At 67.9% G+C, this 25629-nt stretch carries 26 protein-coding genes; 8 read left to right on the forward strand and 18 right to left on the reverse strand.

Annotated elements, in window-relative coordinates:
* Nucleotides 1–4: 4 nt before the first annotated feature.
* Nucleotides 5–682, forward strand: coding sequence for a nitroreductase (locus QYL93_RS10720; RefSeq protein ID WP_305743649.1), 678 nt, complete (start codon nt 5–7; stop codon nt 680–682).
* 111 nt (nt 683–793) lie between these two features.
* Here QYL93_RS10720 and QYL93_RS10725 read toward each other — a convergent pair whose 3' ends face one another.
* Nucleotides 794–1900: an ornithine cyclodeaminase gene (locus QYL93_RS10725; protein ID WP_305743650.1), complete on the reverse strand. Its 1107-nt coding sequence runs from the start codon at nt 1898–1900 to the stop codon at nt 794–796.
* A 128-nt stretch (nt 1901–2028) separates the two neighbouring features.
* On the opposite strand from QYL93_RS10725, the gene QYL93_RS10730 reads away from it, so the two are divergent.
* The gene (locus QYL93_RS10730) at nt 2029–2448 is read left to right on the forward strand and encodes an Lrp/AsnC family transcriptional regulator (protein WP_057200222.1); all 420 of its coding nucleotides are present in this window, start codon (nt 2029–2031) and stop codon (nt 2446–2448) included.
* A gap of 17 nt (nt 2449–2465) precedes the next feature.
* Here QYL93_RS10730 and QYL93_RS10735 read toward each other — a convergent pair whose 3' ends face one another.
* Nucleotides 2466–3197 (reverse strand): IclR family transcriptional regulator, encoded by a 732-nt coding sequence (locus tag QYL93_RS10735; protein ID WP_057199848.1) that lies wholly within the window; start codon nt 3195–3197, stop codon nt 2466–2468.
* A 147-nt stretch (nt 3198–3344) separates the two neighbouring features.
* Nucleotides 3345–3599: an acyl-CoA-binding protein gene (locus tag QYL93_RS10740; RefSeq protein WP_007860945.1), complete on the reverse strand. Its 255-nt coding sequence runs from the start codon at nt 3597–3599 to the stop codon at nt 3345–3347.
* Nucleotides 3600–3750: 151 nt separating this feature from the next.
* Between QYL93_RS10740 and QYL93_RS10745 the strand changes: the two genes are divergently transcribed.
* Both QYL93_RS10745 and QYL93_RS10750 read left to right on the forward strand, forming a co-directional pair.
* A complete protein-coding gene (locus QYL93_RS10745) occupies nt 3751–5394 on the forward strand; it encodes a wax ester/triacylglycerol synthase family O-acyltransferase (RefSeq protein WP_370876960.1) in 1644 nt (547 codons plus the stop codon).
* A 4-nt stretch (nt 5395–5398) separates the two neighbouring features.
* Nucleotides 5399–5959, forward strand: coding sequence for a DUF922 domain-containing Zn-dependent protease (locus QYL93_RS10750; RefSeq protein ID WP_305743651.1), 561 nt, complete (start codon nt 5399–5401; stop codon nt 5957–5959).
* Nucleotides 5960–5965: 6 nt separating this feature from the next.
* Here the strand turns inward: QYL93_RS10750 and QYL93_RS10755 are convergent, their stop codons facing one another.
* The gene (locus QYL93_RS10755) at nt 5966–6541 is read right to left on the reverse strand and encodes a TetR/AcrR family transcriptional regulator (protein ID WP_305743652.1); all 576 of its coding nucleotides are present in this window, start codon (nt 6539–6541) and stop codon (nt 5966–5968) included.
* A gap of 97 nt (nt 6542–6638) precedes the next feature.
* Here QYL93_RS10755 and QYL93_RS10760 point away from each other — a divergent pair, with 97 nt between their 5' ends.
* On the forward strand, nt 6639–7106 hold the full coding sequence (locus QYL93_RS10760) for a DUF1348 family protein (protein WP_305743653.1): 468 nt from the start codon (nt 6639–6641) through the stop codon (nt 7104–7106).
* A 1-nt stretch (nt 7107) separates the two neighbouring features.
* Here QYL93_RS10760 and QYL93_RS10765 read toward each other — a convergent pair whose 3' ends face one another.
* Both QYL93_RS10765 and QYL93_RS10770 read right to left on the reverse strand, forming a co-directional pair.
* Nucleotides 7108–8205 (reverse strand): M14 family metallopeptidase, encoded by a 1098-nt coding sequence (locus QYL93_RS10765; RefSeq protein WP_305743654.1) that lies wholly within the window; start codon nt 8203–8205, stop codon nt 7108–7110.
* A gap of 99 nt (nt 8206–8304) precedes the next feature.
* Nucleotides 8305–9513: a M20 aminoacylase family protein gene (locus tag QYL93_RS10770; RefSeq protein WP_057199842.1), complete on the reverse strand. Its 1209-nt coding sequence runs from the start codon at nt 9511–9513 to the stop codon at nt 8305–8307.
* Between the two features lie 83 nt (nt 9514–9596).
* Between QYL93_RS10770 and argE the strand changes: the two genes are divergently transcribed.
* Nucleotides 9597–10754 (forward strand): acetylornithine deacetylase, encoded by a 1158-nt coding sequence (argE, locus tag QYL93_RS10775; RefSeq protein WP_305743655.1) that lies wholly within the window; start codon nt 9597–9599, stop codon nt 10752–10754.
* 13 nt (nt 10755–10767) lie between these two features.
* Here argE and QYL93_RS10780 read toward each other — a convergent pair whose 3' ends face one another.
* Complete coding sequence (locus tag QYL93_RS10780; RefSeq protein ID WP_305743656.1) at nt 10768–11916, reverse strand: ABC transporter substrate-binding protein; 1149 nt, start codon at nt 11914–11916, stop codon at nt 10768–10770.
* A gap of 125 nt (nt 11917–12041) precedes the next feature.
* On the opposite strand from QYL93_RS10780, the gene QYL93_RS10785 reads away from it, so the two are divergent.
* Nucleotides 12042–14120 carry a molybdopterin-dependent oxidoreductase gene (locus QYL93_RS10785; protein WP_305743657.1) on the forward strand — a complete coding sequence of 693 codons (2079 nt, stop codon included), beginning with the start codon at nt 12042–12044 and terminating at the stop codon, nt 14118–14120.
* A gap of 4 nt (nt 14121–14124) precedes the next feature.
* On the opposite strand, the gene QYL93_RS10790 is transcribed toward QYL93_RS10785, so the two are convergent.
* The 5 genes from QYL93_RS10790 to QYL93_RS10810 all read right to left on the reverse strand — a co-directional run bounded on the left by QYL93_RS10790 (nt 14125) and on the right by QYL93_RS10810 (nt 19524).
* Nucleotides 14125–15759, reverse strand: a complete 1635-nt coding sequence (locus tag QYL93_RS10790; RefSeq protein ID WP_305743658.1) for an MFS transporter — start codon at nt 15757–15759, stop codon at nt 14125–14127.
* Nucleotides 15749–16117, reverse strand: a complete 369-nt coding sequence (locus tag QYL93_RS10795) for a DoxX family protein (protein ID WP_305743659.1) — start codon at nt 16115–16117, stop codon at nt 15749–15751. The genes QYL93_RS10790 and QYL93_RS10795 overlap by 11 nt, the downstream gene beginning before the upstream one ends.
* On the reverse strand, nt 16117–18006 hold the full coding sequence (locus QYL93_RS10800) for an amidohydrolase (protein ID WP_305743660.1): 1890 nt from the start codon (nt 18004–18006) through the stop codon (nt 16117–16119). Before QYL93_RS10800 ends, QYL93_RS10795 begins: the two co-directional genes overlap by 1 nt.
* 93 nt (nt 18007–18099) lie before the next feature.
* Nucleotides 18100–18753, reverse strand: coding sequence for a hydrolase (locus QYL93_RS10805; protein WP_305743661.1), 654 nt, complete (start codon nt 18751–18753; stop codon nt 18100–18102).
* Between the two features lie 45 nt (nt 18754–18798).
* A complete protein-coding gene (locus QYL93_RS10810; protein WP_305743662.1) occupies nt 18799–19524 on the reverse strand; it encodes a pirin family protein in 726 nt (241 codons plus the stop codon).
* A gap of 184 nt (nt 19525–19708) precedes the next feature.
* On the opposite strand from QYL93_RS10810, the gene QYL93_RS10815 reads away from it, so the two are divergent.
* Nucleotides 19709–20611 (forward strand): LysR family transcriptional regulator, encoded by a 903-nt coding sequence (locus tag QYL93_RS10815; RefSeq protein ID WP_305743663.1) that lies wholly within the window; start codon nt 19709–19711, stop codon nt 20609–20611.
* A gap of 31 nt (nt 20612–20642) precedes the next feature.
* Here QYL93_RS10815 and QYL93_RS10820 read toward each other — a convergent pair whose 3' ends face one another.
* From QYL93_RS10820 to QYL93_RS10845, 6 genes are all read right to left on the reverse strand, one after another.
* Nucleotides 20643–21326 carry a type 1 glutamine amidotransferase domain-containing protein gene (locus tag QYL93_RS10820; RefSeq protein WP_305743664.1) on the reverse strand — a complete coding sequence of 228 codons (684 nt, stop codon included), beginning with the start codon at nt 21324–21326 and terminating at the stop codon, nt 20643–20645.
* Nucleotides 21327–21365: 39 nt separating this feature from the next.
* A complete protein-coding gene (locus tag QYL93_RS10825; RefSeq protein WP_305743665.1) occupies nt 21366–22529 on the reverse strand; it encodes an iron-containing alcohol dehydrogenase in 1164 nt (387 codons plus the stop codon).
* A 108-nt stretch (nt 22530–22637) separates the two neighbouring features.
* Nucleotides 22638–23366 (reverse strand): TetR/AcrR family transcriptional regulator, encoded by a 729-nt coding sequence (locus tag QYL93_RS10830; RefSeq protein ID WP_305743666.1) that lies wholly within the window; start codon nt 23364–23366, stop codon nt 22638–22640.
* Nucleotides 23367–23443: 77 nt separating this feature from the next.
* Nucleotides 23444–24271 (reverse strand): GNAT family N-acetyltransferase, encoded by an 828-nt coding sequence (locus QYL93_RS10835; RefSeq protein WP_370876961.1) that lies wholly within the window; start codon nt 24269–24271, stop codon nt 23444–23446.
* Between the two features lie 89 nt (nt 24272–24360).
* The gene (locus tag QYL93_RS10840) at nt 24361–24987 is read right to left on the reverse strand and encodes a LysE family translocator (RefSeq protein ID WP_305743668.1); all 627 of its coding nucleotides are present in this window, start codon (nt 24985–24987) and stop codon (nt 24361–24363) included.
* A gap of 94 nt (nt 24988–25081) precedes the next feature.
* Nucleotides 25082–25537: an SRPBCC family protein gene (locus QYL93_RS10845; protein WP_305743669.1), complete on the reverse strand. Its 456-nt coding sequence runs from the start codon at nt 25535–25537 to the stop codon at nt 25082–25084.
* Nucleotides 25538–25629 lie beyond the last annotated feature (92 nt).

A 25629-nucleotide genomic window follows, 5' to 3' on the forward strand; every position in this document is an offset into this window, starting at 1 on the left:
CTGCATGACCACGCCCGCATCCGACACCCTGCACGAACTGCTGGGCACGCGCTACAGCTGCCGCGCCTTTCTGCCCGAGGCGCTGCCCCGGGCCACCATTGACCGCATTCTTGCCACGGCGCAGCGCACGGCATCGTGGTGCAACGCCCAGCCATGGCAGGTGCATATCGCCAGCGGCGAGACCCTGGCCCGCCTGCGCAGCGCCTTCCAGGAGCGCATCGCCAGCACACCGCCGGCACCCGACCTGCCCTGGCCGCGCGAGTACCGCGGCGTGTACCAGGAGCGCCGGCGCGAGTGCGGCTATGGCCTGTACGAAGCGCTGGGCATTGCCAAGGGCAACCGGGCCGCATCGGCGCGCCAGGCGGCCCAGAACTTCAGCATGTTCGGCGCGCCCCACGTGGCCATCGTGAGCAGCGACGAGGCCCTGGGCGTGTACGGAGCGGTGGACTGCGGCGCCTATGTCGCCAACTTCCTGCTGGCCGCGCACAGCCTGGGCGTGGCCTCGGTGCCGCAGGCGGCGCTGGCCTCGTACCCCGGCGTGCTGCGCGAGGTGCTGGGCATCGGCGAGGACCGCACCATCGTCTGCGGCATCTCGTTCGGCCTGGCCGACCCGGTGCACCCTGCCAACCACTTTCGCACCACGCGGGCCGATCCGGCCAGCAGCGTGGTCTGGCGCGATTGAGCGACGGCCCCGGGACAGGCCAGAGCCTCGCCTGTTGCAACCCCCAACCGAACAGCCCGGCGACCACCGGATCCGGTCCGGCGCCGCTGGGCTGATCCGGCGTTCACGACTTCAGGCAACGGCCTGAAGCCGGTGCACCTGGCCCTGCACAACAGCCTCACCTGCTCCGGCCTGCCGCAGGGTGCCGAACAGGTCCTTGGGGTTGGCCAGGTCGGGAATCAGCTGGATGCGCTCGCCCACGCCCAGTTCCAGCGCCGCATCGCGCATGAAGCGCAGGGCCGAGAAGTCCTCGAGCGCAAAACCCACGGAATCGAAAATCGTCACCTCGGCATCGCTCGCGCGGCCGGCCTCGCGGCCGGCCAGCACCTGCCACAGCTCGGTCACAGCGAAGTCGGCCGGCATCTGCTGGATCTCGCCCTCGATGCGGGTCTGGGGCGGGTACTCGACGAACACCCGGCCGCGCGTGAGCACCTCGGCCTGCAGCTCGGTCTTGCCGGGGCAGTCGCCGCCCACGGCGTTGATGTGCATACCGGGCGCCACCATGTCGGCGGTGATGATGGTGGCGCGGGTCTTGTCGGCCGTCACCGTGGTCACGATGTCGGCGCCGCGCACGGCCTCGGCCGTGCTGCCGCACACGGTGACCACCAGGCCCGATGGCCGCAGGTTGGCCTGCAGCTTGGCGGTGGCGGCAGGGTCGGTGTCGTACAGCCGCACTTCGGTGATGCCCAGCAGGTGCTGGAAGGCCAGGGCCTGGAATTCGCTCTGCGCGCCGTTGCCGATCAGGGCCATCACCCGGCTGCCGGGCCGCGCCAGGGCCTTAGCCGCAACGGCCGACATGGCAGCCGTGCGCAGGGCGGTGGTCAGGGTCAGCTCGCTGAGCAATTGCGGCGTGCCCGTGGCCACGTCGGCCAGCACGCCGAAGGCCATCACGGTGGACAGGCCCAGGCGCGTGTTCTTGGGGTGGCCGTTGACGTACTTGAAGGTGTAGGTCGCGTCGTCGGCGATCGGCATGAGCTCGATCGCACCGTCGGGCGAGTAGCTGGCCACCCGGGCCGACTTGTCGAAGCTCTCCCAGCGCAGGAAGTCCTCGGTGATGTTGGCGGCAATGCCGGCAAGGCAGGCCGCAAGGCCCTTGCGCCGGATCAGCTCCACCGCTTCGGGGGCGCTCAGATAGAGGGTGGATACGCTGGTGTGGTGGGGGGTGGCGTCGTGTCGCATGGGGTGTCTCCGGTTCGGTGGCATCCAGTGTCCAGCGGGCACGAGGCAATGTGAATCGGCAAAAATGTACCAAAATGCGCGGTTGATTGTCAAAATGGCAGCGATTGCTCACTTTTTGCATCACCACCATGGATGAACTCGACCGCTCCCTGATTGCCCTGCTGCGTGGCAATGCCCGCATGAACGTCGCCGACCTGGCGCACAAGCTCGGCGTCTCGCGCGGCACGGTGACCAACCGCATCCGCAAGCTCGAAGACAGCCAGGTGATCGTGGGCTACACGGTCAAGCTGCGGCCCGAGGCCGAGCCCGACCGCATCCGTGCCTGGATGGGGGTGCTGGTGGAGGGCAACCAGTCGCGCCAGGTGGTGGCCAGCCTGCTGGGCGAGCCCGGCGTGGCCGCCCTGCACGACACCAATGGCCGCTGGGACCTGCTGGCAGAGCTGGAGGCCGGCAGCATGGCCGAGCTGGCGCAGGTGCTCGAGCGCATCCGACTGATTTCGGGCATCCGAGGCACCGAGACCAATATTCACCTCACGACCTACCGCTAGCGGTTGGCAGGCAGTGCTCAGCCGATCTGGCCGCCCAGGCTGCGTGCGGCTTCGAGCACGCTTTTCACGTAGCGCTCGTCGTAGCGGTGGGCCGGCATGGTCAGCGTGACGGCAGCAGCCACCGTGCCATCGGCGGCAAACACGGGTGCCGAGATGCCCGCCACCTCGCTGAGCCGGTCGCCCACGCTGGCCAGGTAGCCGTCGGCGCGTATGCGCGCGTACAGCGCGCGGTCATGCCGGCCGAGCGAGTTGGACAGCGCGGCATCGAAGGCCACCAGCACCCGGCCGCCCGTGCCCCGGTCCAGCGGCAGCAGGTCGCCTGCGCGGATATGGTCGCGGATGGGGTGCGGCGAGTCCACGCGGAACTGGCACAGCCGCGCATCGCCCTGACGCACGTGGTAGGCCGCGCTCTCGCCCGTGGCGGCCACCAGCTCGCGCAGCACGGGCAGCACCACCCGGTCGAGCGAGAACGAGGCGGCATACAGCGCATGCAACCGCCCCACCTCGGGCCCGATGGCATAGCGGCCGTCGTCCAGGCGCTGCACCCAGCGCGCATGCTCGAGCGAGGCCAAGAGGCGCAGCGCCGTGCTCTTGTACAGCCGGGTGCGCGTGGCCAGCTCTGTCAGGGCCAGCGGCCCGTCGCCCTGGCGGAAGGCTGCCATCAGGCTCAGGGCGCGGTCCACGGCAGCCGCGCCGCCCGGGGCGGCATCGGCATCGGCAACGGATTCGGAAACGGCTTTGCGGGGCATGGAGACCAGGGCGCGCGAAGGAGTCGTCCAAGAGAATGAGGTTCTGTCTATTGAAACATTGATGCCCCCACCCGTCCAGCCCGTGCCGCAACGGCCATGAAAAAGCGGCCCGCAGGCCGCTCGGTCAGTCGCGGGGTATGGCCCGGATCAGCTGAGCTCGGTGATCAGGTCGATGTACTGCTGCTTGGCGGCATCGGCCTCGGTGCCCTTGAGCGCATTCCAGGCATCCCACTTGGCGCGGCCCACCATGTCGGAGAAGCTGGGCTTCTTTTCGGTGTTGTCGCCCACGGTGGCCTGCTTGTACAGCGCGTAGATCTTGAGCAGCGTGGCGTTGTTGGGGCGCTCGCTCAGGTTCTCGGAATTGGCTTTGGCGGCTTCGAAGGCGGCATTCAGGTCGGCCATGGGGTTGCTCCTTGGGGTTCGAAAGATGGGGGAGGGAAAGAACGGTGTCGGCAATGGTTTGCTGCGTTGTATCTTACGGTCAGTGCGCGAGCGAAAGTCGCGCAATCCATAGAGGCAAGCCCCCAAAACAACCACAACAGGTGTACATCCGATGGTGACCCGCATTGCTGCTCCCAACGCCACCCGCCCCGAAGGCCTGGCCAGCCCGCTGAACACCGCCTCCACGGTCGCCCGCAAGGCGCGGGCCACAACTGCGGCAGCCGCCCAGGCCCTGCCACCCGCTGCACGCAAGGCCGCCGGCGTGGTGCAGAAGAACGTGCGCCGCGCCGCCACCGGCATGCTGGGCCTGTCGGGCGAGCGCATGAGCAAGGTCGACACGGCCTGGCTGCGCATGGACTCGGGCAGCAACCTGATGATGATCAACGGCGTGTGGACGCTGGCCCCCGGCATCGCCTGGGAGGCGCTGTGCGAGCGCGTGCAGCAGCGCCTGCTGCAGTACCCGCGCTTTCGCCAGCGCGTGGTCGAGGACGCGGCCGGTGCCACCTGGGTCGAAGACCGGCAGTTCGACATCGCCGCCCACGTGCTGCGCGAGACCCTGCCGCAGGAGCCCGGCCAGAGCATGCAGCGCGCCCTGCAGGACCGCGTGGGTGAGCTGGCCATGCAGCCGCTGGACCCGCGCCGCCCGCTGTGGCAGATGCACCTGGTCGAGAACTTCACGGGGGATGACGGCCAACAGGGTAGCGCGCTGATCGTGCGCATACACCACTGCATCGCCGACGGCATTGCGCTGATCTCGGTCACGATGTCCATCGTGGACGGTGGCGCCGAGCCGCCCAAGCGCAGCCGCAAGGAGCGCGAGGCCGCCGCGACGGCCGAGGACTGGATCGCCGACGCACTGATCAAGCCCCTGGCCGGACTCACCGTGAAGGCATTGGACCTGGCGGGCGACGGCGCGGCGCGTTCGTTCAAGGTGCTGGGCGACCCCGAGAAGGCCATGCAGCACGGCCTGGCCGGCACCATGGACATGGCGCGCGTGGCCTACCAGCTGGTGAGCGATGCGGCGGCCCTGGCGCTGATGCCCGACGATTCGCCCACGCGCCTGAAGGGCCAGCCCGGCCGGGCCAAGCGTGTGGCCTGGTGCCCGCCGATCCCGCTCGAAGAGGTCAAGGCCATTGGCAAGGCACTGAACTGCTCGATCAACGACGTGCTGATGTCTTGTGTGGCGGGTGCCATCGGGGGCTATTTGCGCAGCCAGGGCGATGACCCGACGGGCCAGGAGATCCGCGCCATGATCCCGGTCAACCTGCGCCCCATGGAGGAGGCCTGGAAGCTCGGTAACCGCTTCGGCCTGGTGCCGCTGGTGCTGCCCATCGGCGTGGCCAACCCGGTGGAACGCGTCTACGAGGTGCGCCGGCGCATGAATGCCTTGAAGGGCAGCACCCAGCCCATCCTCGCGTTCGCGATGCTGGCCGTGGCGGGCCTGATGATCAAGCCCGCGCAGGACGCGCTGCTCAACCTCTTCGGCCGCAAGACCACGGCGGTGATGACCAATGTGCCCGGCCCCAAGGAGCAGCTCACGCTGTGCGGCGCGCGCGTCACGCAGTGCATGTTCTGGGTGCCGCAGTCGGGGGACATCGGCCTGGGGGTCTCCATCCTGAGCTACGGCGGCGGCGTGCAGTTCGGCGTGATCACCGACACCACGCTGTGCCCCGAGCCGCAGCTCATCATCGATGCATTCGCGCCCGAGTTCGACCAGCTCTCGCTGCTCACGCTGATGCTGCCCTGGGGAGATTGAGATCTTGCGCTGGTTGGTCGTTCTTGCGCTGGCCGTGCTGCAGCAACAGCCCGTCGGCGCCGCCGTGGTGCAGGAGCATGTGCAGCGGCCCTACCCCGTGCATTTGCAGCCAGGGCAGACATTGCGCCAGGCGCTGCAGGCGGCCACGCCCATCGTGGTGGACGGCCGCCGCTTCCATGGCTACACCCGCTGGCATGTGCGCTGGAACTACCGCTGGTGGCGCGAGGCCTCGGGCCGCTGCGCGATCACAGAAGTCACCACCCGCCTGTCCACCGAAGTACAACTGCCCGAACTGCACAACGCCTCGCCACAACAGCAGGCCACCTTCGACCGCTACCTGCGCGCCTTGGCACAGCATGAGCAGGGGCATGCGCAGTTCGGGCGGGATGCGGCCCAGGCCATCGACCAGGGCATTGCCCGGTTGCCCGCAGCCGCCGATTGCGCCACGCTGGAGCGCAACGCCGACGCGCTGGGCCGCCGCCTGCTCCAGGAGCATGTAGAACGCGAGAAGCAGTACGACCGGGATACCGGCCACGGCGCCGCGCAGGGCGCACGGCTGGAGTAAGGTCAGCTACGCGGGCAGGAATGCGGACAGCAGGCGCGAAACACTGGCCTGCACCGCAGGCACCGGCTCACCCAGCTGCACGCGCACGATGGCGCCCTCCACCACCAGGGCCAGGGCCTGCGCATCCTGCGCTTGCGTGGCCGCGAACGGCAGCAGGGTCGCCAGCAGGTCCGCCATGTCCTGCTTGTGGCGGCGGGCGATGGCGTTCACTTCAGGCACCGTGTCGCCCAACTCGCTCACGCTGTTGATGAAGGCGCAGCCGCGAAAGTCCTCGCGCCCGAACCACTCCCCCAGCGCCGCAGGCAAGGCGGCCAGGCCCTTTTTCGCCCGGCCATGCCGTTGCAGCGCATCGGCAAACCAGCCCATCCACAGCACGTGCCGGTATTCCAGGTAGGCGCAGACGAGATCGTTCTTGCTTGGAAAGTGCCGGTAGAAGGTCACCTTGGTCACCCCCGACTCGGCGATCACCTTGTCGATGCCCGTGGCGCGGATGCCTTCGCGGTAGAACAACCGGTGCGCCGTTTGCAGCAGGCGGTCCCGGGCAGGCAGGTCTTTGATGTCAGTGGTCGGGGCAAGCAGCATGGCCCATTGTAGACAAGTCTGTCTACCTGCGGATATGATGCACATGTAGACAGACCTGTCCACATGCATTTCACCCTTTCCAACCGAGGTACTGCCCATGGAATCCCGCCCGCCCCTGCCTCCCTTCACCCTGGAGACCGCGATCCAGAAAGTCCGCCTGGCCGAAGACGGCTGGAACTCGCGCGACCCGGCGCGCGTGGCTCTCGCCTATACGCAAGACACACGCTGGCGCAACCGGGCGGAGTTCCCCGTGGGGCGCGAGGCCGCGCGGCAGTTTCTTGAACGCAAGTGGGCGCGCGAGCTCGACTACCGGCTCATCAAGGAGATCTGGGCGTTCGGCTCGCACCGCATCGGGGTGCGCTTCGCCTACGAATGGCATGACGATGCGGGCAATTGGTATCGCAGCCACGGCAACGAGAATTGGGAGTTCGACGACGCCGGGCTGATGGCGGTGCGCCACGCCAGCATCAACGACCAGCCGATCAAGGCGGCAGACCGGCTGTTCTTCTGGCCCCAGGGCCGGCGCCCGGACGACCATCCGGGGCTGACCGAACTGGGGTTGTAAGTCAGCCCTTCAGGCCATCCACAGCCTGGAACATGGACTGGCGCGCCTGGCTAACGATCTGGCCCTTCCAGGCGTCCGTGTCCGTGTAGAACGCTTCCAGCATCTGCGCCTTGATCTGCTTTGCCTGCTCGGCCGGCGCCTGGGGATGCAGGTTGAGCCATTGCTCGGCGCGGATGGCGTTCATCACGTCGAGCACGGGAACGGTGCCGTATTCCATGGCGATGCCGGTGCTCTCGGCGTGCGGGCATTCGTCGTAGATCGCGTTCCACATCAGCCCGGTGAGGAAGGCCGAGGTCGAGGAGCCGTCGTAGATCGAGGTGACCGGCGTGGCGCCGCCGCCGTCCCACCAGGCGCGTGCGCGGGCCACCGAGGCGTCGTCGTCCTTGCCCGCGTAGATGCGTTCGCCGTGGCCACTGGGGCCCAGGCCGGTGTGCAGGTCGATCCAGGCGATCTGCGAGGCACGGGCACCATGCTGGCGCAGCACTTGGCGCAGCGTGCGGTTGCTCCAGGTGGGCTCGGTGCCGCCGAAGAACACGCCTTCGGGAAACTCGTGCTGGCCGCGCGAGATGGCGGCTTGCCAGGATGCCTCGCCCTTGGTGTCTATGTACCGCTGCACGGCCGCCAGGTTGTCGGCCGACGGTGGCCACACTTCAGGCAGCAGCAGGGGCTGCACCTCGCGGTAGGCCTCGTTCACGGGCAGCGGCTTTGAAAAATCCTGATAGTTGCGGTTCAGGTCCACGTTCTCGTGCGTGAAACGGCGCACGTGCGAGAAGCCATAGGGGTTGAGTGCATGGATGTAGAGCGTGGCCACGCCCGCCGCGTGCGCCTTGTCGCGCCACTCCTGGTCGTGCAGCGCGAACACCTGCACCCCGCTGCCGCAGTAGCCTTCCACGCCATGGCAGGCGCTGCTCACGATGAGCAGCTTGGTCGCATCGGCCGGACCGTCGCGCACCACGTCCATGGCCAGGTCTTCACCATCGCGCCCTTTGAGTGGGTGGGCATGCGACTCGATGGGCAGACCCGCTGCGGCCGCGCCCTCGAGAAACTTCTTGCGGGCCTGGGCGTAGCTGGGCGAAAAGGCGTCGACGATGCCGATCATGGGCGGTTGCTTTCGTGGGTGGGGTCGGGAACACAGTAAAACCCGGGGCACGCGAGGGCGCCCAGGGCTTCAGGAAAGAGACGACAACGGGTGCCGGTGTCAGGCTGCCGTAGGCTGTGCCAGCCAGTCCTCGGCCAGCTTCACCCAGTAGGTAGCGCCGAGGGGGATCAGGTCGTCGTTGAAGTCGTAGCTCGGGTTGTGCAGCGTGCAGGGGCCGCCGCCGTGGCCCATCTCGCGGTGCGCGCCGTCGCCGTTGGCGATGAAGCAGTAGGCACCGGGCTTGGCCTGCAGCATGAAGGCGAAGTCTTCCGCGCCCATGGTGGGCTCCTGCACCAGCACGTTGGCCTCGCCGACGATGCCAGCCATCACCTTGCGGGCAAAGTCGGCCTCGGCGGCCGAGTTCACGGTGGGCGGGTAGTTGCGGTGAAAGTGGAACTCGCAGGTGGCGTCGTGCGCGGCGCAGGTGTGCTCGGCCACCTGCTTCATGCGCTTTTCGATCATGTCCAGCACCTCGATGGAGAAGGTGCGCACCGTGCCCTGCAGCTCGCAGCTGTCGGGCACCACGTTGGTGGCTTCGCCGGCGTGCACCATGGTCACCGAGATCACGCCCGCATCCACCGGCTTCTTGTTGCGGCTGATGATGGTCTGGAAGGCCTGCACCATCTGGCAGGCGATCGGCACCGGGTCGATGCCATTGTGCGGCAGCGCCGCATGGCTGCCCTTGCCGCGGATGGTGATCTTGAACTCGTTGCTCGACGCCATCACCGGGCCGGGGCTCACGGCGAACTGGCCCACGGGCATGCCGGGCCAGTTGTGCATGCCGTACACCGCCTGCATGGGGAACTGTTCGAACAGGCCGTCGGTGATCATCTCGCGCGCACCGCCGCCGCCCTCTTCGGCCGGCTGGAAGATCAGGTACACGGTGCCATCGAAATTGCGGTGCTTGGCAAAATGCTGCGCCGCCGCCAGCAGCATGGCGGTGTGGCCGTCGTGCCCGCAGGCGTGCATCTTGCCGGTGTGCTTGCTGGCATGGGCGAAGGTGTTGAACTCCTGCATGGGCAGCGCGTCCATGTCCGCGCGCAGGCCGATGGCCCGGCCGCTGGCGCCCCCGTCACGGCCCTTTACGATGCCCACCACACCCGTGGTGCCCAGGCCCCGGTGGATGGGAATGCCCCACTCCGTGAGCTTGTTGGCCACGACGTCGGCCGTGCGCACCTCTTCGAAGCACAGCTCGGGGTGGGCGTGAATGTCCCGGCGCACCGCTGCAATACTGGCCGCCTGGGTGACGATGGAGTCAATAACGTTCATGATATGTGTCCTTACGATTTCACAGTCTAGCCCGAGAGCAACCAGCGTGCCAACCCGGGTTATTTACTACACGAGCCCTTTTCATGATTTCACCCCAAGCCCTCGAACTGGCGCAATCCCTGGTGCGCATGAACACCGTGAGCCACAACTCCAACCTGGAGTTGATCCACTTCATCCGCGACCACCTGGGCCGACTGGGCGTGAAAAGCCGCCTGACCTACAACGCCGACAAGACCAAGGCCAACCTGTTCGCCACGCTGGGCGAGGGCAAGCCCGCCGGGGTGATCCTCTCGGGCCACACCGACACCGTGCCATGGGACGGCCAGGATTGGACGATGGACCCGCTGAGCGCCCTCGTCAAGGACGGCAACCTGTACGGCCGGGGCAGCGCCGACATGAAGGCCTTCATCGGCATCGCGGTATCGCATGCCGAGCAGTTCCTGGCCAGCGATGCCCCGTTTGCCCTGCACTTTGCCTTCAGCTACGACGAGGAGGTGGGCTGCTTTGGCGTGAAGGAGCTGATCGCCGACCTGCGCGATGCCAGCATCCGCCCGCTGGCCTGCATCGTGGGCGAGCCCACGAGCATGGTGCCGGCCATCGCGCACAAGGGCGTGTACCGCTACAAGTGCTGCGTGCGCGGCAAGGAAGCGCATTCGTCCCTCACGCCGCAATCGGTCAACGCCATCGAGATGGCAGCGCGCGTGGTGGGCCGGGTGCGCGACATGGCCGAGGGCTTCGAGCGCAGCGAGCCGCGCTTCGAGGGCTTTGATGTGCCGTTCTCCACCGCCAGCGTGGGCCAATTCCATGGCGGCATTGCTGACAACGTGGTGCCGCGCGACGCCGAGTTCCGCTATGAATTCCGCGACCTGCCCACCGCCAATGCGGCCCAGATGCAGTCCGAGGTGCTGGCCTATGCGCGCTCGCTCGAACCTGCCATGCAGAAGGTCGCGCCCCAGACCGGCTTCAGCTTCGAGACCATCTGCGAGATCCCGAGTTTTCTGGGCAGCAAGGACGACGCCGTGACCCGCCTGGCGCAGGAGCTGAGCGGCGAGCAAGGCACCACCCTGGTGGCCTTCGGCACCGAAGCGGGGCTGTTCAAAAACGCCGGCATCCCCACGGTGGTGTGCGGCCCAGGCAGCATCCAGCAGGCGCACCAGCCCGATGAGTTCGTGAGCCTGGAGCAACTGGGGCGCTGCGAAGCCTTCATGCAGGGGCTGGCACGCACCAAGGCCTTCGGCTGAAACAGGAAGGCCGTCAGGTCCTCACGCGCCCATCACCGGTCAGCATCGACATTTCCACAAAATGCGATGCAGCATGGTCCGTGGCGCTGTACGACACCAGAAAGCCGGAGATGGCCTGCGAGCCCAGGCCTTCGAGCCCGGCAATCAGGCCGTCGCGGGTGATCTTGCCGCTGCCATTGGCCTGGCGCAGGCCCTCGGCAAAGACGCGTGCAGCGACATAGCCCTCCATGCTGGAGTAGTTGGCCTGCACCTTGTCGCCACCTTTCTTGATGGCTTCGAGGAACTCGCGCGTGATCTGGCGCGAGGGCTGGTAGGGCGAGGGCATGACCTGCGAGACCACCACCCCGGCGCCGTCCTTGCCCAGTTCATCGGCCAGGGCCTGCGTACCCACGAAGGACACGTTGTAGAACGTGCCGCCAAACCCCGCCTTGCGCGCGGCGCGCACAAAGGCGGCGCTGCCCGCGTAGGCAGCGATCTGCACCACCGCGTCGGGCTTGGCGGCCACCAGCTTGTCCACCGCGGCCTTCACGTCCACCGAATTGCGCTCCACCGTGGCTGTGGCGGCGGGCGTCAGTTTCTGCTCGGTCAGCGCACGCACCACGCCGTCGAGCCCGGCCTTGCCGTAGGCATCATTCTGGTAGAAGACCGCGATCTTCTTGATCCCCAGGTTGGTGAGCTGGCGCACGATGAGCGCGGTTTCGTCGTAGTACGAGGCGCGCACATGGAACACCAGCCGGTTGAACGGCTGGCGCAATGCCTCGGCCCCCGTGAACGGGCCGAAGAACGGCACCTTCTCCTTGGTAAACAATGGCAGCGCGGCCAGGCTGGTAGGGGTGCCGATGTAGCCGAACAGCGCAAACACGTCGTCGGCCATGAGCTTCTTGGTGTTCTCGGCGCAGCGGTCGGGCTCGTAGCCATCGTCGAGGGTGCGGATCTCGACCTGCCGCTTGCCCACGCCGCCCTGGGCATTGAGTTGGTCGAAGAACAGCTTGGCGCCCTGGTGGAACTGGATGCCCAGTTGCGCGGCCGGGCCCGTGAAAGCGGCCGACTGGCCCAGCACGATGCGCCCTTCACCTTGCGCCCGGGCCATCTGGAAGCCGCCAAGCGCCGCTGCGCCCAGCCCCACCGAAAACTGTCTGCGCCCCACTACAGTCTGGTTCATGGTGAAATCCTGGTTTCAGGGCTTTGCGCCCCATTTGCCATCGCCGCAAGGCGACCCCTCCGGAAGGGCGCGCCACGAGCGCGCAGCCTCCAGCCCCGCAGCCAGTTTAACGACCAGCCCACCAAATGCCCACGATTTCGGCCTCTGTCCCCACTGATTCCGTGCCCTTTGCCGTACGCGGCGCCTGCCCCCATGACTGCCCCGACACCTGTGCGCTGCTGACCACCGTGGTCGATGGCGTGGCCACGCGGGTGCAGGGCAACCCCGACCACGCACACACCGATGGCGTGCTGTGTGCCAAGGTTTCGCGCTACACCGAGCGCAGCTACCACCCGGAGCGTGTGCTCACCCCGCTCAAGCGCAGCGGCCCCAAAGGCAGCGGGCAGTTCACCCCCGTCAGCTGGGACGAGGCCCTGAGCGATATTGCGCAGCGCCTGACTGCCATCGCCGCGCACGACCCAGAAGCGATCCTGCCCTACAGCTACGCCGGCACCATGGGCATGGTGCAGGGCGAGAGCATGGACCGGCGCTTCTTCAATCAGTTGGGCGCCTCGCTGCTGGACCGCACCATCTGCGCCTCGGCCGGTGCCGAGGCGCTGGTGCAGACCCTGGGCGGCAAGGTCGGCATGAAGGTGGAGTTCTTCGCCGAGGCGCAGCTGATCCTGATCTGGGGCAGCAACTCCATCGGCAGCAACCTGCACTTCTGGCGCTACGCCCAGCAGGCCAAGCGCAATGGCGCCCGGCTGGTGTGCATAGACCCGCGCAAGACCGAGACGGCCGACAAGTGCCACGAACACATCGCCCTGCGCCCCGGCACCGATGCCGCCCTGGCCCTGGCGCTGATGCACGAGCTGATCGTCCACGACTGGCTGGACCACGACTACATCGCGCGCCACACCCTGGGCTGGGAGGGCCTGCGCGAGCGCGCACTGCAGTGGCCGCCCGAGCGCGCGGCCGAGGTCTGCGGCATCCCTGTGGAGCAGATCCGCCAGCTGGCAAAGGACTACGGCACCACCCAACCCGCCGCCATCCGCCTGAACTACGGCATGCAGCGCGTGCGCGGCGGCGGCAATGCCGTGCGCGCCGTCACCTGCCTGCCAGCGCTCACGGGCGCATGGCGCCACCGCGCGGGCGGCATGCTGCTGTCGAGCTCGGGCCAGTACCCGGTGCAGCGCGCCGTGCTGCAGCGCCCCGACCTGCTCGCCGGCCGCCAGCCACGCACCATCAACATGTCCACCATCGGCGACGACCTGCTGCGCCCGGCCTCGCCGGCCTTCGGCCCGCAGGTGCAGGCGGTGGTCGTGTACAACAGCAACCCCGTGGCCGTGGCGCCCGAGTCGGGCAAGGTGGTGCAGGGCTTTGCGCGCGAGGATCTGTTCACCGTGGTGCTGGAGCACTTTCGCACCGACACGGCCGACTACGCCGACTACATCCTGCCGGCCACCACGCAGCTCGAGCACTGGGACGTGCATCTGTCGTACGGCCACACCGATGTGGTGCTCAACCGCCCGGCCATCGCGCCGCTGGGCCAGGCGCGCTCGAACGCCCAGATCTTCCGTGACCTGGCCACCCGCATGGGGTACACCGACGCCTGCTTTGCCGACAGCGACGCAACCTTGTGCCGCCAGGCCTTTGGCGATGCGGTGGACTTCGCGCTCCTCGAATCGCAGGGCTTCGCCACGCTGGCCATGCTCGATGCGCCGTTTGCCGAGGGGCAGTTCCCTTTGCCCTCGGGCAAGTGCGAGTTCTACAGCGCGCGCCTGGCCGCCCAGGGCCTGGACGGCCTGCCCGACCACCTGCCCAACTACGAGCTGCAGGGCAGCTCTGCCCAGTACCCGCTGGCCATGATCTCGCCGCCGGCGCGCAACTTCCTGAACTCCACCTTCGTCAACGTGCAGAGCCTGCGCGACATCGAAGGCCGGCCGCTGCTGGAGATCCACCCCGACGACGCCGAGGCGCGCGGCATTGCCAACCACAGCATCGTGCGCGTGTTCAATGCCCGGGGCAGCTACCGCTGCCACGCCAGCGTGTCGCGCCGCGCCCGGCCCGGCGTGGTCAACGGCATGGGCATCTGGTGGCGCAAGCTGGGGCTCGATGGCACCAACGTGAACGAGATCACCAGCCAGGCCCTGACCGACCTGGGCCGCGCCCCCACCTTCTACGACTGTCTGGTGGAAGTGGAAGCGGTGGACGCCGCCGCCTGATCCTTCACCCGGGCGCCAGCGCCAGGAAGTGGTGCACCACGGGCTTGCCGGGCCCCTGGTGAAAGCGCAGCGCCTGGGCCTGCAGGTCGGCATCGGCCTGGGAGACGCGGTCGTGCTGGCGCAGGTGCTCGGCCCAGGATTCGACCAGGAACCATTCGATCACACGCTCCGGCTCGCCCGTGTGCTCGGCCACGCCCCAGGCATAGGCACCGTCGCGGCGGCGCTCCGTGGCCACGAGTTGCATGGCGGCCAGGAAGGCCGGCTGGTCCTCCTTGCGGATGCGGTACTCCACCTGCACCATCACCGGACCGCGATCGTGCGCCACAGGTTCTGCCAGCAGGGGCTCGGGCCAGTGGCGCGAGGGCTGCAGGTCGGCCTCGCCCGTGGGCAGCTTCACGCGGTGGAACACGAAGGCCACCACCACCAGCCCGGCCGCACCGATGAGCAGTGTTGTCGCCAGCCCCAGTTGCCCCGCCGCCAGGCCCCAGCCCAGGCTGCCCGCGGCCATGGCGCCGTTGAACACCATGAGGTAGATGGCCAGGCCGCGCCCGCGCACCCATTTGGGCAGCACGGCCTGGGCCACGCCGTTGAGCGTGGTCAGCGCGATGATCCAGCCCAAGCCCAGCACCAGCATCAGCACCACCGCCGCCCACTGCGGCGGCGCCAGGGTCAGCGCGCCCATCACGGTCGCCGTGAGCAGCGAGGCAGTGAGCACCAGGCCATCGGTATCGAGCCAGCGGCGCAGGCGGGGCAGCAGCACGGCGCCCAGGATGGCGCCGGCCCCCACGGCGCCCAGCAGCACACCGTAGAAACCGGCCGAACCGCCCAGCATGCGCCGGGCCACCAGCGGCAGCAGCGCCCACACGGAGCTCGCGAACAGGAAGAACACCGCCGCGCGCAGCAGCACCACGTGCAGCTCGCGGCTGGCGCGGGCATAGCGCACGCCGGCCCGGAAGGCGCCGAAGAACTGCTCGTTGCGCCCTGTGTCCACGGCCGGCGGCCGGCGCCACCACAGCAGGGCCGCCACCACGAACACATAGCTCAGCACATCAAGGCCATAGGCCGCAGCCGCACCAAAGCTGGCCAGCAGCAGGCCACCCACTGCGGGCCCCACGGCGCGTGCAATGTTGATACCCAGCGAGTTGAGCGCCACGGCGTTGCGCAGTTCGCTGCGCGGCACCAGCTCGGGCACGATGGACTGCCAGGTGGGGCCCATGAGGGCCGCGCCCACGCCGCCCAGGAAGGTCAGCGCGATCAGGTACTCCACCGTGAGGGTGTGGGTCTGCGCCAGCAGCAGCAGGGCGCCGCTCACGCCGGCCAGCAGGATCTGCACCCCGATCAGGAAGCGCCGGCGGTCCAGAATGTCCGACAGCACGCCCGCCGGCAGCGCCAGCAAAAAGATCGGCAGTGTGGCCGCCGTCTGTACCAGGGCCACGGCCGTCGGGCTGGTGGACAGCTCGGTCACCATCCAGGCGCTGGCCACATCGCGCATGAAGCTGCCGATGTTGCCCAGCACCGTGGCGGCCCAGAGCACCGCGAACACCGGCAGGCGCAAGGGTGCGAAGCTGCCGGACTGCGCAGCGGACACTGCAGCCGGCGCAGCGGTTTCAGGGTGATGGTGGTCGTGTTCATGTGCCATGCAGGCCTCCCAGGTCGTGCCAGGCCACGAGCACGAAACCGCCCGCCAGACCCCAGTGTTCAAAGAATGCGTTGGCCGCGCGCCGGCGCTCGGCCGGTGCTGCCTGCCAGAAGCGGTCGGCCACGAAGGCGGCCAGCACCGTGAAGCCCGCGAGCGCCAGGGCCCCGAGTTGCAGCGCGATGGTGGCGGCCGCCAGCGGCGCGGCCGGCGCCAGGCCGAAGTGCCGCATCTCGGCCACGGCACCAGCGAAGTCGCGTGCCTTGGCCAGGCCGCCCTGCAGGTAGGCCGCGCACAGGCACAGCAGGGCCAGCGACTGCACCCAGGGTGCGGTCGCTGCGGAATGGAGGGCTTCCACCATCACACCGCCCAGCAGGCGCAGCCCAGGGCGCCCCAGAAGCCCTTGAGGTCGGCAATCGGCAGCTGGCTGCTCCAGGCCGTGGCGTGCTGGTGGCCATGCACATTGCAGTCGTTGGCGCAGGCACATGCGGCCGCCGCCTGGCGCAAGGCCGCCTGCAATGGCTTGCCTTCCTGGTCGCACCAGCCACCGTAGCCGCCGAAGGTGCGCACCGGCGACCAGTCGGGCATGGCGGGCGGCGGCGCGGCACCGTCGTGCGCAGCGAAGTCGCCCACGCCATAGACCACCTTGCCGCCCACCACGGTGAGCAGGGCCGTGGTGTCGGCAATGTCGGATTCGGAGCAGGCGAAGAAGTCGCGGTCGGGCACCACCAAGTCGGCCAGTTGGCCCACCTCGATGCGTCCCTTCTTGCCTTCCTCGTTGCTGAACCATGTGACGTTCTCGGTCCACATGCGCAGCGCGGCCTCGCGGTCCAGGCAGTTGCGCTGCGGGGTCAGTTGCAGGCCCCCCACCGTCTTGCCCGTGACCAGCCAGGACAGCGACACCCAGGGGTTGTACGAGGCCACGCGCGTGGCGTCGGTGCCGGCAGAGACCTTGACGCCTTTTTCCAGCATGCGCTTGACCGGTGGCGTCGCCTCGGCGGCGCCTGCGCCGTAACGCTCGACGAAATACTCGCCCTGGTAGGCCATGCGGTGCTGCACGGCCACGCCGCCGCCCAGCGCGGCGATGCGGTCGATGGAGCGCTCCGAAATCGTCTCGGCATGGTCGAAGAACCAGTTCAGGCCAGCCAGCGGTGTGTCGCGGTTCACCTTCTCGAACACGTCGAGCGCGCGGGTGATGGTCTCGTCGTAGGTGGCGTGCATGCGCCAGGGCCAGCGGTTCTGCGCGAGGATGCGCACCACGCCTTCCAGGTCGTCCTCCATCTCCGGCACCATGTCGGGCCGGGGCTGGCGGAAGTCCTCGAAATCGGCGGCCGAGAAGACCAGCATCTCGCCCGCGCCGTTGTGGCGAAAGTAATCCGTGCCCTGCTTGTACTGCGAGGTCTCCGTCCAGTGCAGGAAGTCCTCTTTCTCCTGCTTGGGCTTTTGCGTGAACAGGTTGTAGGCCAGGCGGATGGTGAGCTGGTCGGCATCGGCCAGCTCCTGGATCACCGCGTAGTCGTCAGGATAGGCCTGGAAGCCCCCGCCCGCGTCGATGGCGCCCGTGACACCCAGGCGATTGAGCTCGCGCATGAAGTGGCGCGTGGAGTTGACCTGGTAGTCGTGCGGCAGCTTGGGGCCCTTGGCCAACGTGGCGTACAGGATGGCGGCATTGGGCTTGGCCAGCAGCAGGCCCGTGGGGTTGCCCGCGCTGTCGCGCACGATCTCGCCGCCCGGGGGCGCGGGCGTCTCGCGCGTGTAGCCCACGGCACGCAGCGCCGCAGCATTGAGCAGGGCGCGGTCGTACAGATGCAATATGAACACCGGCGTGTCGGGCGCCACGGCATTGAGCTCGGCAATCGTGGGCAGGCGCTTCTCGGCGAACTGATGTTCCGTGAAACCACCCACCACGCGCACCCACTGCGGTACGGGCGTCACCGCCACCTGGCGGCGCAGCATGGCCATGGCGTCGGCCAGGCTGCGCACGCCGTCCCAGCGCAGCTCCATGTTGAAGTTCAGGCCGCCACGGATGATGTGCAGGTGGTTGTCGATGAGCCCGGGCAGGACGGAGCGGCCCTGCAGGTCGATGACGCGCGTGCCAGGGCCGGCCAGCGGCAGGATCTCGCGGTCCGTACCGACCTGGGTGAAGCGGCCACCCGCGATGGCCACGGCGCTGGCCGTGGGCTGGGCCCGGTTGAGCGTGGTGAAGCGGCCGTGGTGCAGGATCAGGTCGGGCGTGCTGGTCTGGGCCATGGGAGGGATTCCTTCAGAGGCGGGAGATGGCGAGGTTCCGCAGTATCGGGCACCCCTCGGGGCTGTTGGGTGACTCGGGGAAAGCGCAGCCCATCAACCTTCGTGCGCGTTGAACATGCTTTTCGCGTAGGTGATGCCCAAGCCGTAGCCGCCGCCGAACTTCTTCGCAATGCCCGTCGTCATGTCATAGGTGTCGGTGCGGGCCCAGTCGCGTTGCAGCTCCAGCAGGTACTGCAGCGCGGTGATGGGCCGTGCGCCGGCCTGCACCATGCGCTCCATGGCGCGGTTGTGGGCCTCGGTGGAGATGTCGCCACTGGCGTCGGCGATCACGTAGACCTCGAACCCCTGGTCCAGTGCCGACAGGGCCGGCCCGACGATGCAGACGCTGGTCCACAGGCCGGCCAGCACGATGCGGCCCTTGCCGATGGCGTTGACGCGCTCGATCACCGCAGCATCTTCCCAGGTGTTCATGGAGGTGCGGTCCAGCAGCGCCTGGCCCGGGAACGGGGCCGTGACTTCCTCGAACATGGGGCCCGAGAAGCTCTTCTCTGCCACGGTGGTGAGGATGGTCGGCACGCCGAAGCCCGCAGCCGCGCTGGCGACCAGGCCGGCGTTGGAGCGCAGCGTGATCGCATCGATGGAATGCGTGGCAAAGGCCATCTGCGACTGGAAGTCGATCATCACCAGGGTGTGGTCGTTGGGGGTGAGCAGCGTAGAACCGGCGGTGGGCTTGGCGATGGGCGTCATGGGAATCTCCTGAAAATTGAAAAAGACGTTGAAGAAGGATCGAACTCAGCGGGGCATCGCGGGCAGCTCGTTGGGACGCAGGTCGAACACCAGCACCTCGGCCTGCTCGCCATCGGCAAAGCGCAGCGCCTCAGGTTCACGGATGCGGGCGCCATCGCCTTCGGACAGGCGCTCGCCGTTGACCGTGAGGCTGCCGCGGGCCACATGCACATACACATGGCGGTCGGCACCCACGTCCAGCGTGGCCCATTCATCGCCATCGAACAGGCCGGCATAGACCTGGGCGTCCTGGTTCACGGCCAGGGAGCCATCGGTGCCCTCGGGCGAGATGATCTGGCGCAGCCGGCCGCGCTTGTCGGCTTCACTGAAGTGCACCTGCTGGTAGCGGGGGGCGGCACCGCGCACGCCCGGCACGATCCAGATCTGCAGGAAGTGCACAGAGGTGTCGGCCGAATGGTTGAACTCGCTGTGCTCCACACCGGTGCCGGCGCTCATCATCTGCACGTCGCCGGGGCGGATGACCGAGCCTGTGCCCATGGAGTCCTTGTGCTCCAGTGCACCTTCAAGCACGTAGGAGAAGATTTCCATGTCGCGGTGGCCATGGGTGCCGAAGCCTTTTGCGGGTGACACGCGGTCGTCGTTGATCACCAGCAGGTCCGAGAAGCCTTGCTGCTGGAGGTCGCGGTAGTGGCCGAACGAAAAGGTGTGGCGCGAATGCAGCCAGCCGTGGTTGGCGTTGCCACGTTGGTGGGCTTTGCGGATGTCGAGCATGGTGATTTCCTTTCTTCAGATTCGATGGGGTTCACACTGAGTACCTGGGCCTGCCATCTGGCAGTTGTCAGATAGCGCAGTGCTCGGGTGAAGAAAGTATCTCGCCGCAGAGGGGTCCTTAGGTTGAAACATGCAGCGCCCTATGATCGATAATTTCGATGATGAAAATTGCACGCACTCCACCATGCTGAAGCTGACCCTCGAAGCCATTGAACTCGTGGATGCCATCGCCCGGCACGGCTCCTTTGCAGGTGCGTCCGAGCAGTTGCACAAGGTGCCCTCGACCATCTCGTATGCGGTCGGCAAGTTGGAAGAACAGCTGGGCTTTGCCCTGTTCACCCGCAACGGGCCGCGCGTGGCGCTGACCCCTGCGGGGCAGGAGATGCTCAAGGAGGGGCGTTGGCTGCTGGTGGCAGCGGGCCACCTGGAATCGCGCATGCGCCAGATCGCGACGGGATTCGAGTCCGAGCTGCGGCTGGTGCACGACTCGCTGATCCCCACCAGCGCCTTCAACGACGACATCTGCGCCTTCGAGGACCTCCACTGCGGCACGCGCCTGCGCATCGGCTGCGAGGCGCTCACCGGCACGTGGGAGGCGCTGCGCGAGGGCCGCGCCGACATCGTGGTGGCCGCAGGCGAGGGCCCGGCCGGTGGCGGCTACAAGGCCGTGGCCGTGGGCAGCCTGGAGTTCGCGTTTTGCGTGACGGCCACGCACCCGCTGGCGCAGCTCAAGCGCCCGCTGGCACGCAACGACCTGCTGGAGCACACAGCCGTGGTGGTGGGGGACGGCGCGCGATCGCTGTCGGACCGCACGGTGGGCCTGCTGGCGGGGCAGCGGCGCATCACCGTGCCCTCGATGCAGGCCAAGATCGCCTGCCAGGCTGCGGGCCTGGGCCATGGTTTCGTGCCGCGCGCCTGTGTGCGCCACGAGCTGGAGACCGGCATCCTGGTGGAGCTGGTGGTGCAGGAGCCCCGGGCAGACGAGACCTTCTGGCTGGCCTGGAAGCCCGAGCACATGGGCGAGGCGCTCAAGTGGTGGCGCCAGCGGCTGGCCCGGCCGCTGCTGCCAGGCATCCTGCCGCACTGATCCGCTAGGGCCGAAGCCCCGGGGCCGGGCTTTAGCCCAGTTGCTGGAGGACGGCGTGTGCGCCCTGCTCCGACGATGCGGGGTTCTGGCCCGTGATCAGGTTGCCTTCGGTCAGCACATAGGGCGCCCAGTCGGCTCCCTTGGAGTACTGGCCGCCGTTGGCCTTGAGCATGTCTTCCACCAGGAAGGGCACGATCTTGGTCAACTGCACGGCCTCTTCCTCGGTGTTGGTGAATCCGGTGACCTTGCGGCCAGCGACCAAATGCTTGCCGTCCGGTGCCTTGGCGTGGCGCAGCACGCCGGGGGCATGGCAGACCAGCGCCAGCGGCTTGCCTGCTGCAAAGGTCTTCTCGATCAGCGCAATCGACTGCGCGTCCTCGGCCAGATCCCACAGTGGGCCGTGGCCGCCAGGGTAGAACACGGCGTCGAAGTCCTCGGCGCGCACGCTGGCCAGCACCACGGTGTTCGCCAGCACTTTCTGTGCGTCGGTATCGGCCTTGAAGCGGCGCGTGGCATCGGTCTGCGCGCCCGGGTCGTCGCTCTTGGGGTCCAGCGGCGGCTGGCCGCCCTTGGGCGATGCCAGGGTGATCTGCACGCCCGCGTCCTTGAACACGTAGTACGGCGCGGCAAACTCTTCGAGCCAGAAGCCCGTCTTCTTGCCGGTGTCGCCCAGCTGGTCGTGGGAGGTCAGGACCATCAGGATTTTCTTTGTCATGGTGTGGCTTTCAGGTTGGATGGAGGGAGGAGAAAAGGCTTACAGCGCGGCTTCGAGTACGCGGCGGCTCACCGCCGGTGTCACGTCGCGGTGCTCGCCGAGCGTGACCATGCCGTGCGCTTCGAGCTGCGCAACCAGCTTGTCCACGCTGTCCGCGCCCACGCCATAGGCCGACAGCCGCGTGGGAATCCCCATGCGCTCGAAGAAATCGCGCGTGGCGGCAATCGTGGCGTCGATGCGCTCGTCGTCGGTGCCGGTGCGGATGCCCCAGACGCGCTCGCCGTACTGCAGCAGCTTGGCGGCCTTGGTCGCGCGCTGCGCGTCGAGCAGCGAGGGCAGCACCACGGCCAGCGTGCGCGCATGGTCGATGCCGTGCAGGGCGGTCAGCTCATGGCCGATCATGTGCGTGGCCCAGTCCTGCGGCACGCCGGCACCGATCAGGCCGTTGAGCGCCAGCGTGGCGGTCCACATCAGGTTGGCGCGGTCGGCATACACCGGCTCGGGCGCGGCCAGGATGCGCGGGCCCACCTCGATCAGCGTCTGCAAAATGCCTTCGGCAAACCGGTCCTGCACCGCGCCGTCCACCGGGTAGGTCAGGTACTGCTCCACCGTGTGCACGAAGGCATCGACCACGCCGTTGGCCAGTTGCTGGGGTGGCAGGGTATAGGTCTTGGTCGGGTCGAGCACGGAGAACACCGGGTAGGTGTGCTTGCTGCCGAAGGCCAGTTTGGCGCCCTTGGCGCGGTGCGTGATGACGCCGCCGTTGTTCATCTCCGAGCCCGTGGCGGGCAGCGTGAGCACCGAGCCGAAGGGCAGCGCGCCGGTGACGTTACGGCCATGCTGCTCCAGGATGGCCCAGGGATCTCCGCCCTCGAACCTCACGGCAGCGGCGATGAACTTCACCGCATCGATCACCGAGCCGCCGCCCACGGCGAGCAGGAAGTCGAAGCCGCCCTCGCGGATCTGCGCCACGGCCTTCATCGAGGTCTCGTAGCTCGGGTTGGGCTCGATGCCGCTGAAGGTGGCGTGCTGGCGCGCGCCGAGCGCCGTGCGCACCTCGGCCAGCGTACCGGTCTTCTCGGCGCTGGCGCCGCCCACCAGGATCAGCACCTTGGCATGGGGCGGCACCAGCTTGTCCAGGTCGGCGATGCGGTCCTTGCCGAAGGCGATGTGGGTGGGGTTGTGGAAGTCGAAATTGAGCATGGGATCTCCGTGGGCTTGTGGTGGTGAAGAGTGGGAAGGAATTCGGTCTAAGTAGACCGGTCGGCTAGTTATTCAAATGGGCATGACGCGGTACTGACACGACTGCTTTCAGGCAGTCAGGCGCGGCGCCTTGCCTTTGCCCCCGCGAGGCGCGGCCCGGCTCCTCTGCGCATGTGCGGCTTGCGGTCTGGCGGGTGCCATTGGAGCGCTGTGCCCGGCATCCGCGCCGTCCAGCAAGGCCTCGGTGGCGCGCAGCGCGTGCTCGAACGACGACCCATCGCGCCGCAGCTTGGCCAGCAGGCTGGCGCCCAGCCACATTTCGTAGAGCGTGAGCGCCATGGCCTCGGGGTCCGTGGCCGCCGGCACCGAACCGTCCTGCACGGCCTCGCGCAGGCAGCGGGCGAGCCGCGCCACGATCTGCGTGGTGCCATCGCGCAGGGCGATGCGCATGGTGTCCGACATGTCGGCCACCTCGGCGCTGAGCTTGACGACCAGGCACTTGCTGCCTTCGCCTGCGCCCGCATCGCAGGCCGGGCCGTCCACCCCGCACTGCGATACGTTCCAGTAGGCCCAGTAGCGCATCAGCCGTGCGCGTGCTGGCTGGCCATCGGGTGCCAGCATCTGCTCGAGGTGGGCCAGGTAGCGCTCCATGTAGCTGGCCAGCAGGGCCTCGCCGAAGCGCTCCTTGGAGCTGAAGTAATGGTAGAACGAGCCCTTGGGCACGCCGGCCGCAGCCAGGATCTCGGCCAGCCCCACGCCCACAAAGCCCTTGGTGGCAATGAGGCGCTCGCCACAGCGAAGGATGTGGGTGCGGGTGGAGGGTTGTTCGGTGGTCACGGGGCTATTGTGCACCGATTAGACCGGTCGTCTAGCGATCTACCGGAACGACCCTGTCGCCGCAATGGCCTTCCCGCTCAGCGGTCCAGGCTGGTACGTACGCAGCGCATGAGCAGCGCTGCACCGTCTGGCGTGATGACCTCTCGCACCGGCTGGAAACCGGCCCGCACATAGCAGCGGATGGCGCGCGCATTGACGGGGCTGGGGTCCGTCTGGACCAGGCTCACGGCGGGGTCGGCCAGCAGTTGCGCGGTGAAGGCGCGCACCATGGCGCGGCCCATGCCCTGGTTCAGCCAGGGCCTGTTCACCCTAATTTCGGGGTCGCGAAGGCTCTTGCCGGTGTGCCAATCTAGGCGCGCTCCTTGCGTGTGCCCTTGCACACGCAAGGAGCGCAACGACGAGTGGCGCGCCGGCAAGGGCCTTCCCTTCGGGTTGCCCGGCCTGGGGGCCGTCTGCGGCGTTGCCCGCGCTTGCAAGGTGCCTACCTTGCTGCGCATGGGCGCCTTGCATCCAGCCCCCAGGCCGGGCAACGCGATCCCCGAAATTAGGGTGAACAGGCCCTCGTCCGCATGCGCCAGGAACTGGTCGATGCCGCGCACCCCGGGGTCGGTGACATCCTCCCACCAGCCGTGGCCCGAGCCCATCGCCACATAGGATTGGATGAACCCCACAGGCTCTCCGTTCAGCGAGGCGATGTACGCCAGCGTGGCGCCGGGTGCGCCCTGCCCGGCCACATGGTCCGCGTGCAGTTGCTCGATGGATTCGGCCGGCCCCCGCCATTGCGCCACATGCGGCCGCAGCAGCCAGTCATGCAGCATCGGCAGATCCTGCGCGCACACCAACTCAAACCGGTAGTCGGATGCGCCAGGCAAGCGCGCAGTTCCTCCCCTCATACGGATTTGCATTCGATCGTATAACTAGGCGGGAGCCGCAGACAGTGCTGTAGCACGGCAAGGCGAACCAACGACGTTATGCGGTTGAAGGCAAATCCGTATCACACCGGGCGGCGGGCCATCAAGGCCCACACGCCCGCAGCGCTGAGCAGCGAGCCCCCTGCCAGGTTGAAGCGGCGCTGCGCCCGCGGCGAAGCCAGCAGTTGGCTGGCCGAACCGGCAAACACGGCATAGGCCGTGGCATTGAGCGCCGCCAGCGTGACGAAGGTCGCGGCCAGAATCCACAGCTGCTGCGCAATCGGCGCACCGGGGCGGATGAACTGGGGCAAGAAGGCCACGAAGAACACGATGCCCTTGGGGTTGAGCGCGGTCACCAGGTAGGTGTTGGCAAAGAGCTTCCAGCGCGAGCCCGGGGCCTTGGGCGCGGCCAGTTCGGCCACGCCCACGCCGGCGCGCAGCATCTTGATGCCCAGGTACAGCAGGTACAGGCCACCGGCCCACTTGATGACCGTGAACCAGAAGGCCGAAGTGGCCAGCAGCGTGCCCAGGCCCAGCAGCGACACGGCGAGCGCCGTCGAGTCGCCCAGGGCCACGGCCGCTACCAGCGGCACGTTGGCGCGGCGCCCGTGGGCCATGGAATAGCTGATCACCGTGAGGATGGTGGGCCCGGGGATGATGAGCATCACCGCGCAGGCGGCGACAAAGGCGAACCAGATTTCGAAGGACATGGGGGATGGCTCCTTGGAGGGCGCAACGGCTGCGCCTGTGCAATACGCCCACAGTATGGCAAAAAGCCGCAGTGCCTGCCTTGCGTGCGCACGCTCAGTATCCGGCCGGGATATCGGGCTCGACCAGCTGGATCAGCAGCGTCAGCGACTCCTGCCAGCCCAGGTAGCAGGACTCGGTGGGGATCACGGCGGGGATGCCCTCTTGCACCACGCTCATCTCGGTGCCGCAGGACACGGGTGTCAGCGTGACCGTGGTGGTCATTTCGCCGGGCAGGTTGGCATCGTCGAAGCGCGCGTTGTAGCGCAGGCGCTCCCCCGGCACCAGCTCCAGGTAGGTGCCGCCAAACGAATGGCTGCCGCCCGCACCATGGTTGGTGAACGACATGCGGTACTCACCACCCACGCGGGCATCGAGGGCATGCACCTCGGCCGTGAAGCCGTGCGGCGGCAGCCACTTGACCAGGGCCTGCGGCGTAAGAAAGGCGCGGTAGATGCGGTCGGGCGTGGAGCGGATCACGCGGTGCAGGCGTACGGTGCCGGTGGTAGTCATGGTTGGTGCTGTGAAACAGAGGACGGCCCTCTAGAACCTACGACGTTCGACCATGGCGGATATCGACACGGTTCAGACCAGGGAAAACCCCA

The sequence above is a fragment of the Acidovorax sp. A1169 genome (assembly GCF_030704685.1).
GTDB lineage: Bacteria > Pseudomonadota > Gammaproteobacteria > Burkholderiales > Burkholderiaceae_C > Acidovorax.

Bases quoted from the DNA above. Each gene is read 5' to 3' on its own strand.
- QYL93_RS10770 (WP_057199842.1), bottom strand. From the start codon at position 9,513: ATGAACGTTATTGACTCCATCGTCACCCAGGCGGCCAGTATTGCAGCG.
- QYL93_RS10755 (WP_305743652.1), bottom strand. From the start codon at position 6,541: ATGCTGCTTGCCCCGACCACTGACATCAAAGACCTGCCTGCCCGGGAC.
- QYL93_RS10740 (WP_007860945.1), bottom strand. From the start codon at position 3,599: ATGGCCGACCTGAATGCCGCCTTCGAAGCCGCCAAAGCCAATTCCGAG.
- QYL93_RS10825 (WP_305743665.1), bottom strand. From the start codon at position 22,529: ATGCTCAATTTCGACTTCCACAACCCCACCCACATCGCCTTCGGCAAG.
- QYL93_RS10845 (WP_305743669.1), bottom strand. From the start codon at position 25,537: ATGACTACCACCGGCACCGTACGCCTGCACCGCGTGATCCGCTCCACG.
- QYL93_RS10820 (WP_305743664.1), bottom strand. From the start codon at position 21,326: ATGACAAAGAAAATCCTGATGGTCCTGACCTCCCACGACCAGCTGGGC.
- QYL93_RS10735 (WP_057199848.1), bottom strand. From the start codon at position 3,197: ATGCCCCGCAAAGCCGTTTCCGAATCCGTTGCCGATGCCGATGCCGCC.
- QYL93_RS10725 (WP_305743650.1), bottom strand. From the start codon at position 1,900: ATGCGACACGACGCCACCCCCCACCACACCAGCGTATCCACCCTCTAT.
- QYL93_RS10745 (WP_370876960.1), top strand. From the start codon at position 3,751: ATGGTGACCCGCATTGCTGCTCCCAACGCCACCCGCCCCGAAGGCCTG.
- QYL93_RS10730 (WP_057200222.1), top strand. From the start codon at position 2,029: ATGGATGAACTCGACCGCTCCCTGATTGCCCTGCTGCGTGGCAATGCC.
- QYL93_RS10815 (WP_305743663.1), top strand. From the start codon at position 19,709: ATGCTGAAGCTGACCCTCGAAGCCATTGAACTCGTGGATGCCATCGCC.
- QYL93_RS10790 (WP_305743658.1), bottom strand. From the start codon at position 15,759: ATGGCACATGAACACGACCACCATCACCCTGAAACCGCTGCGCCGGCT.
- QYL93_RS10840 (WP_305743668.1), bottom strand. From the start codon at position 24,987: ATGTCCTTCGAAATCTGGTTCGCCTTTGTCGCCGCCTGCGCGGTGATG.
- QYL93_RS10810 (WP_305743662.1), bottom strand. From the start codon at position 19,524: ATGCTCGACATCCGCAAAGCCCACCAACGTGGCAACGCCAACCACGGC.
- QYL93_RS10800 (WP_305743660.1), bottom strand. From the start codon at position 18,006: ATGGCCCAGACCAGCACGCCCGACCTGATCCTGCACCACGGCCGCTTC.
- QYL93_RS10760 (WP_305743653.1), top strand. From the start codon at position 6,639: ATGGAATCCCGCCCGCCCCTGCCTCCCTTCACCCTGGAGACCGCGATC.
- QYL93_RS10720 (WP_305743649.1), top strand. From the start codon at position 5: ATGACCACGCCCGCATCCGACACCCTGCACGAACTGCTGGGCACGCGC.
- QYL93_RS10835 (WP_370876961.1), bottom strand. From the start codon at position 24,271: ATGCAAATCCGTATGAGGGGAGGAACTGCGCGCTTGCCTGGCGCATCC.
- QYL93_RS10795 (WP_305743659.1), bottom strand. From the start codon at position 16,117: ATGGTGGAAGCCCTCCATTCCGCAGCGACCGCACCCTGGGTGCAGTCG.
- QYL93_RS10785 (WP_305743657.1), top strand. From the start codon at position 12,042: ATGCCCACGATTTCGGCCTCTGTCCCCACTGATTCCGTGCCCTTTGCC.
- QYL93_RS10805 (WP_305743661.1), bottom strand. From the start codon at position 18,753: ATGACGCCCATCGCCAAGCCCACCGCCGGTTCTACGCTGCTCACCCCC.
- QYL93_RS10780 (WP_305743656.1), bottom strand. From the start codon at position 11,916: ATGAACCAGACTGTAGTGGGGCGCAGACAGTTTTCGGTGGGGCTGGGC.
- QYL93_RS10765 (WP_305743654.1), bottom strand. From the start codon at position 8,205: ATGATCGGCATCGTCGACGCCTTTTCGCCCAGCTACGCCCAGGCCCGC.
- argE (WP_305743655.1), top strand. From the start codon at position 9,597: ATGATTTCACCCCAAGCCCTCGAACTGGCGCAATCCCTGGTGCGCATG.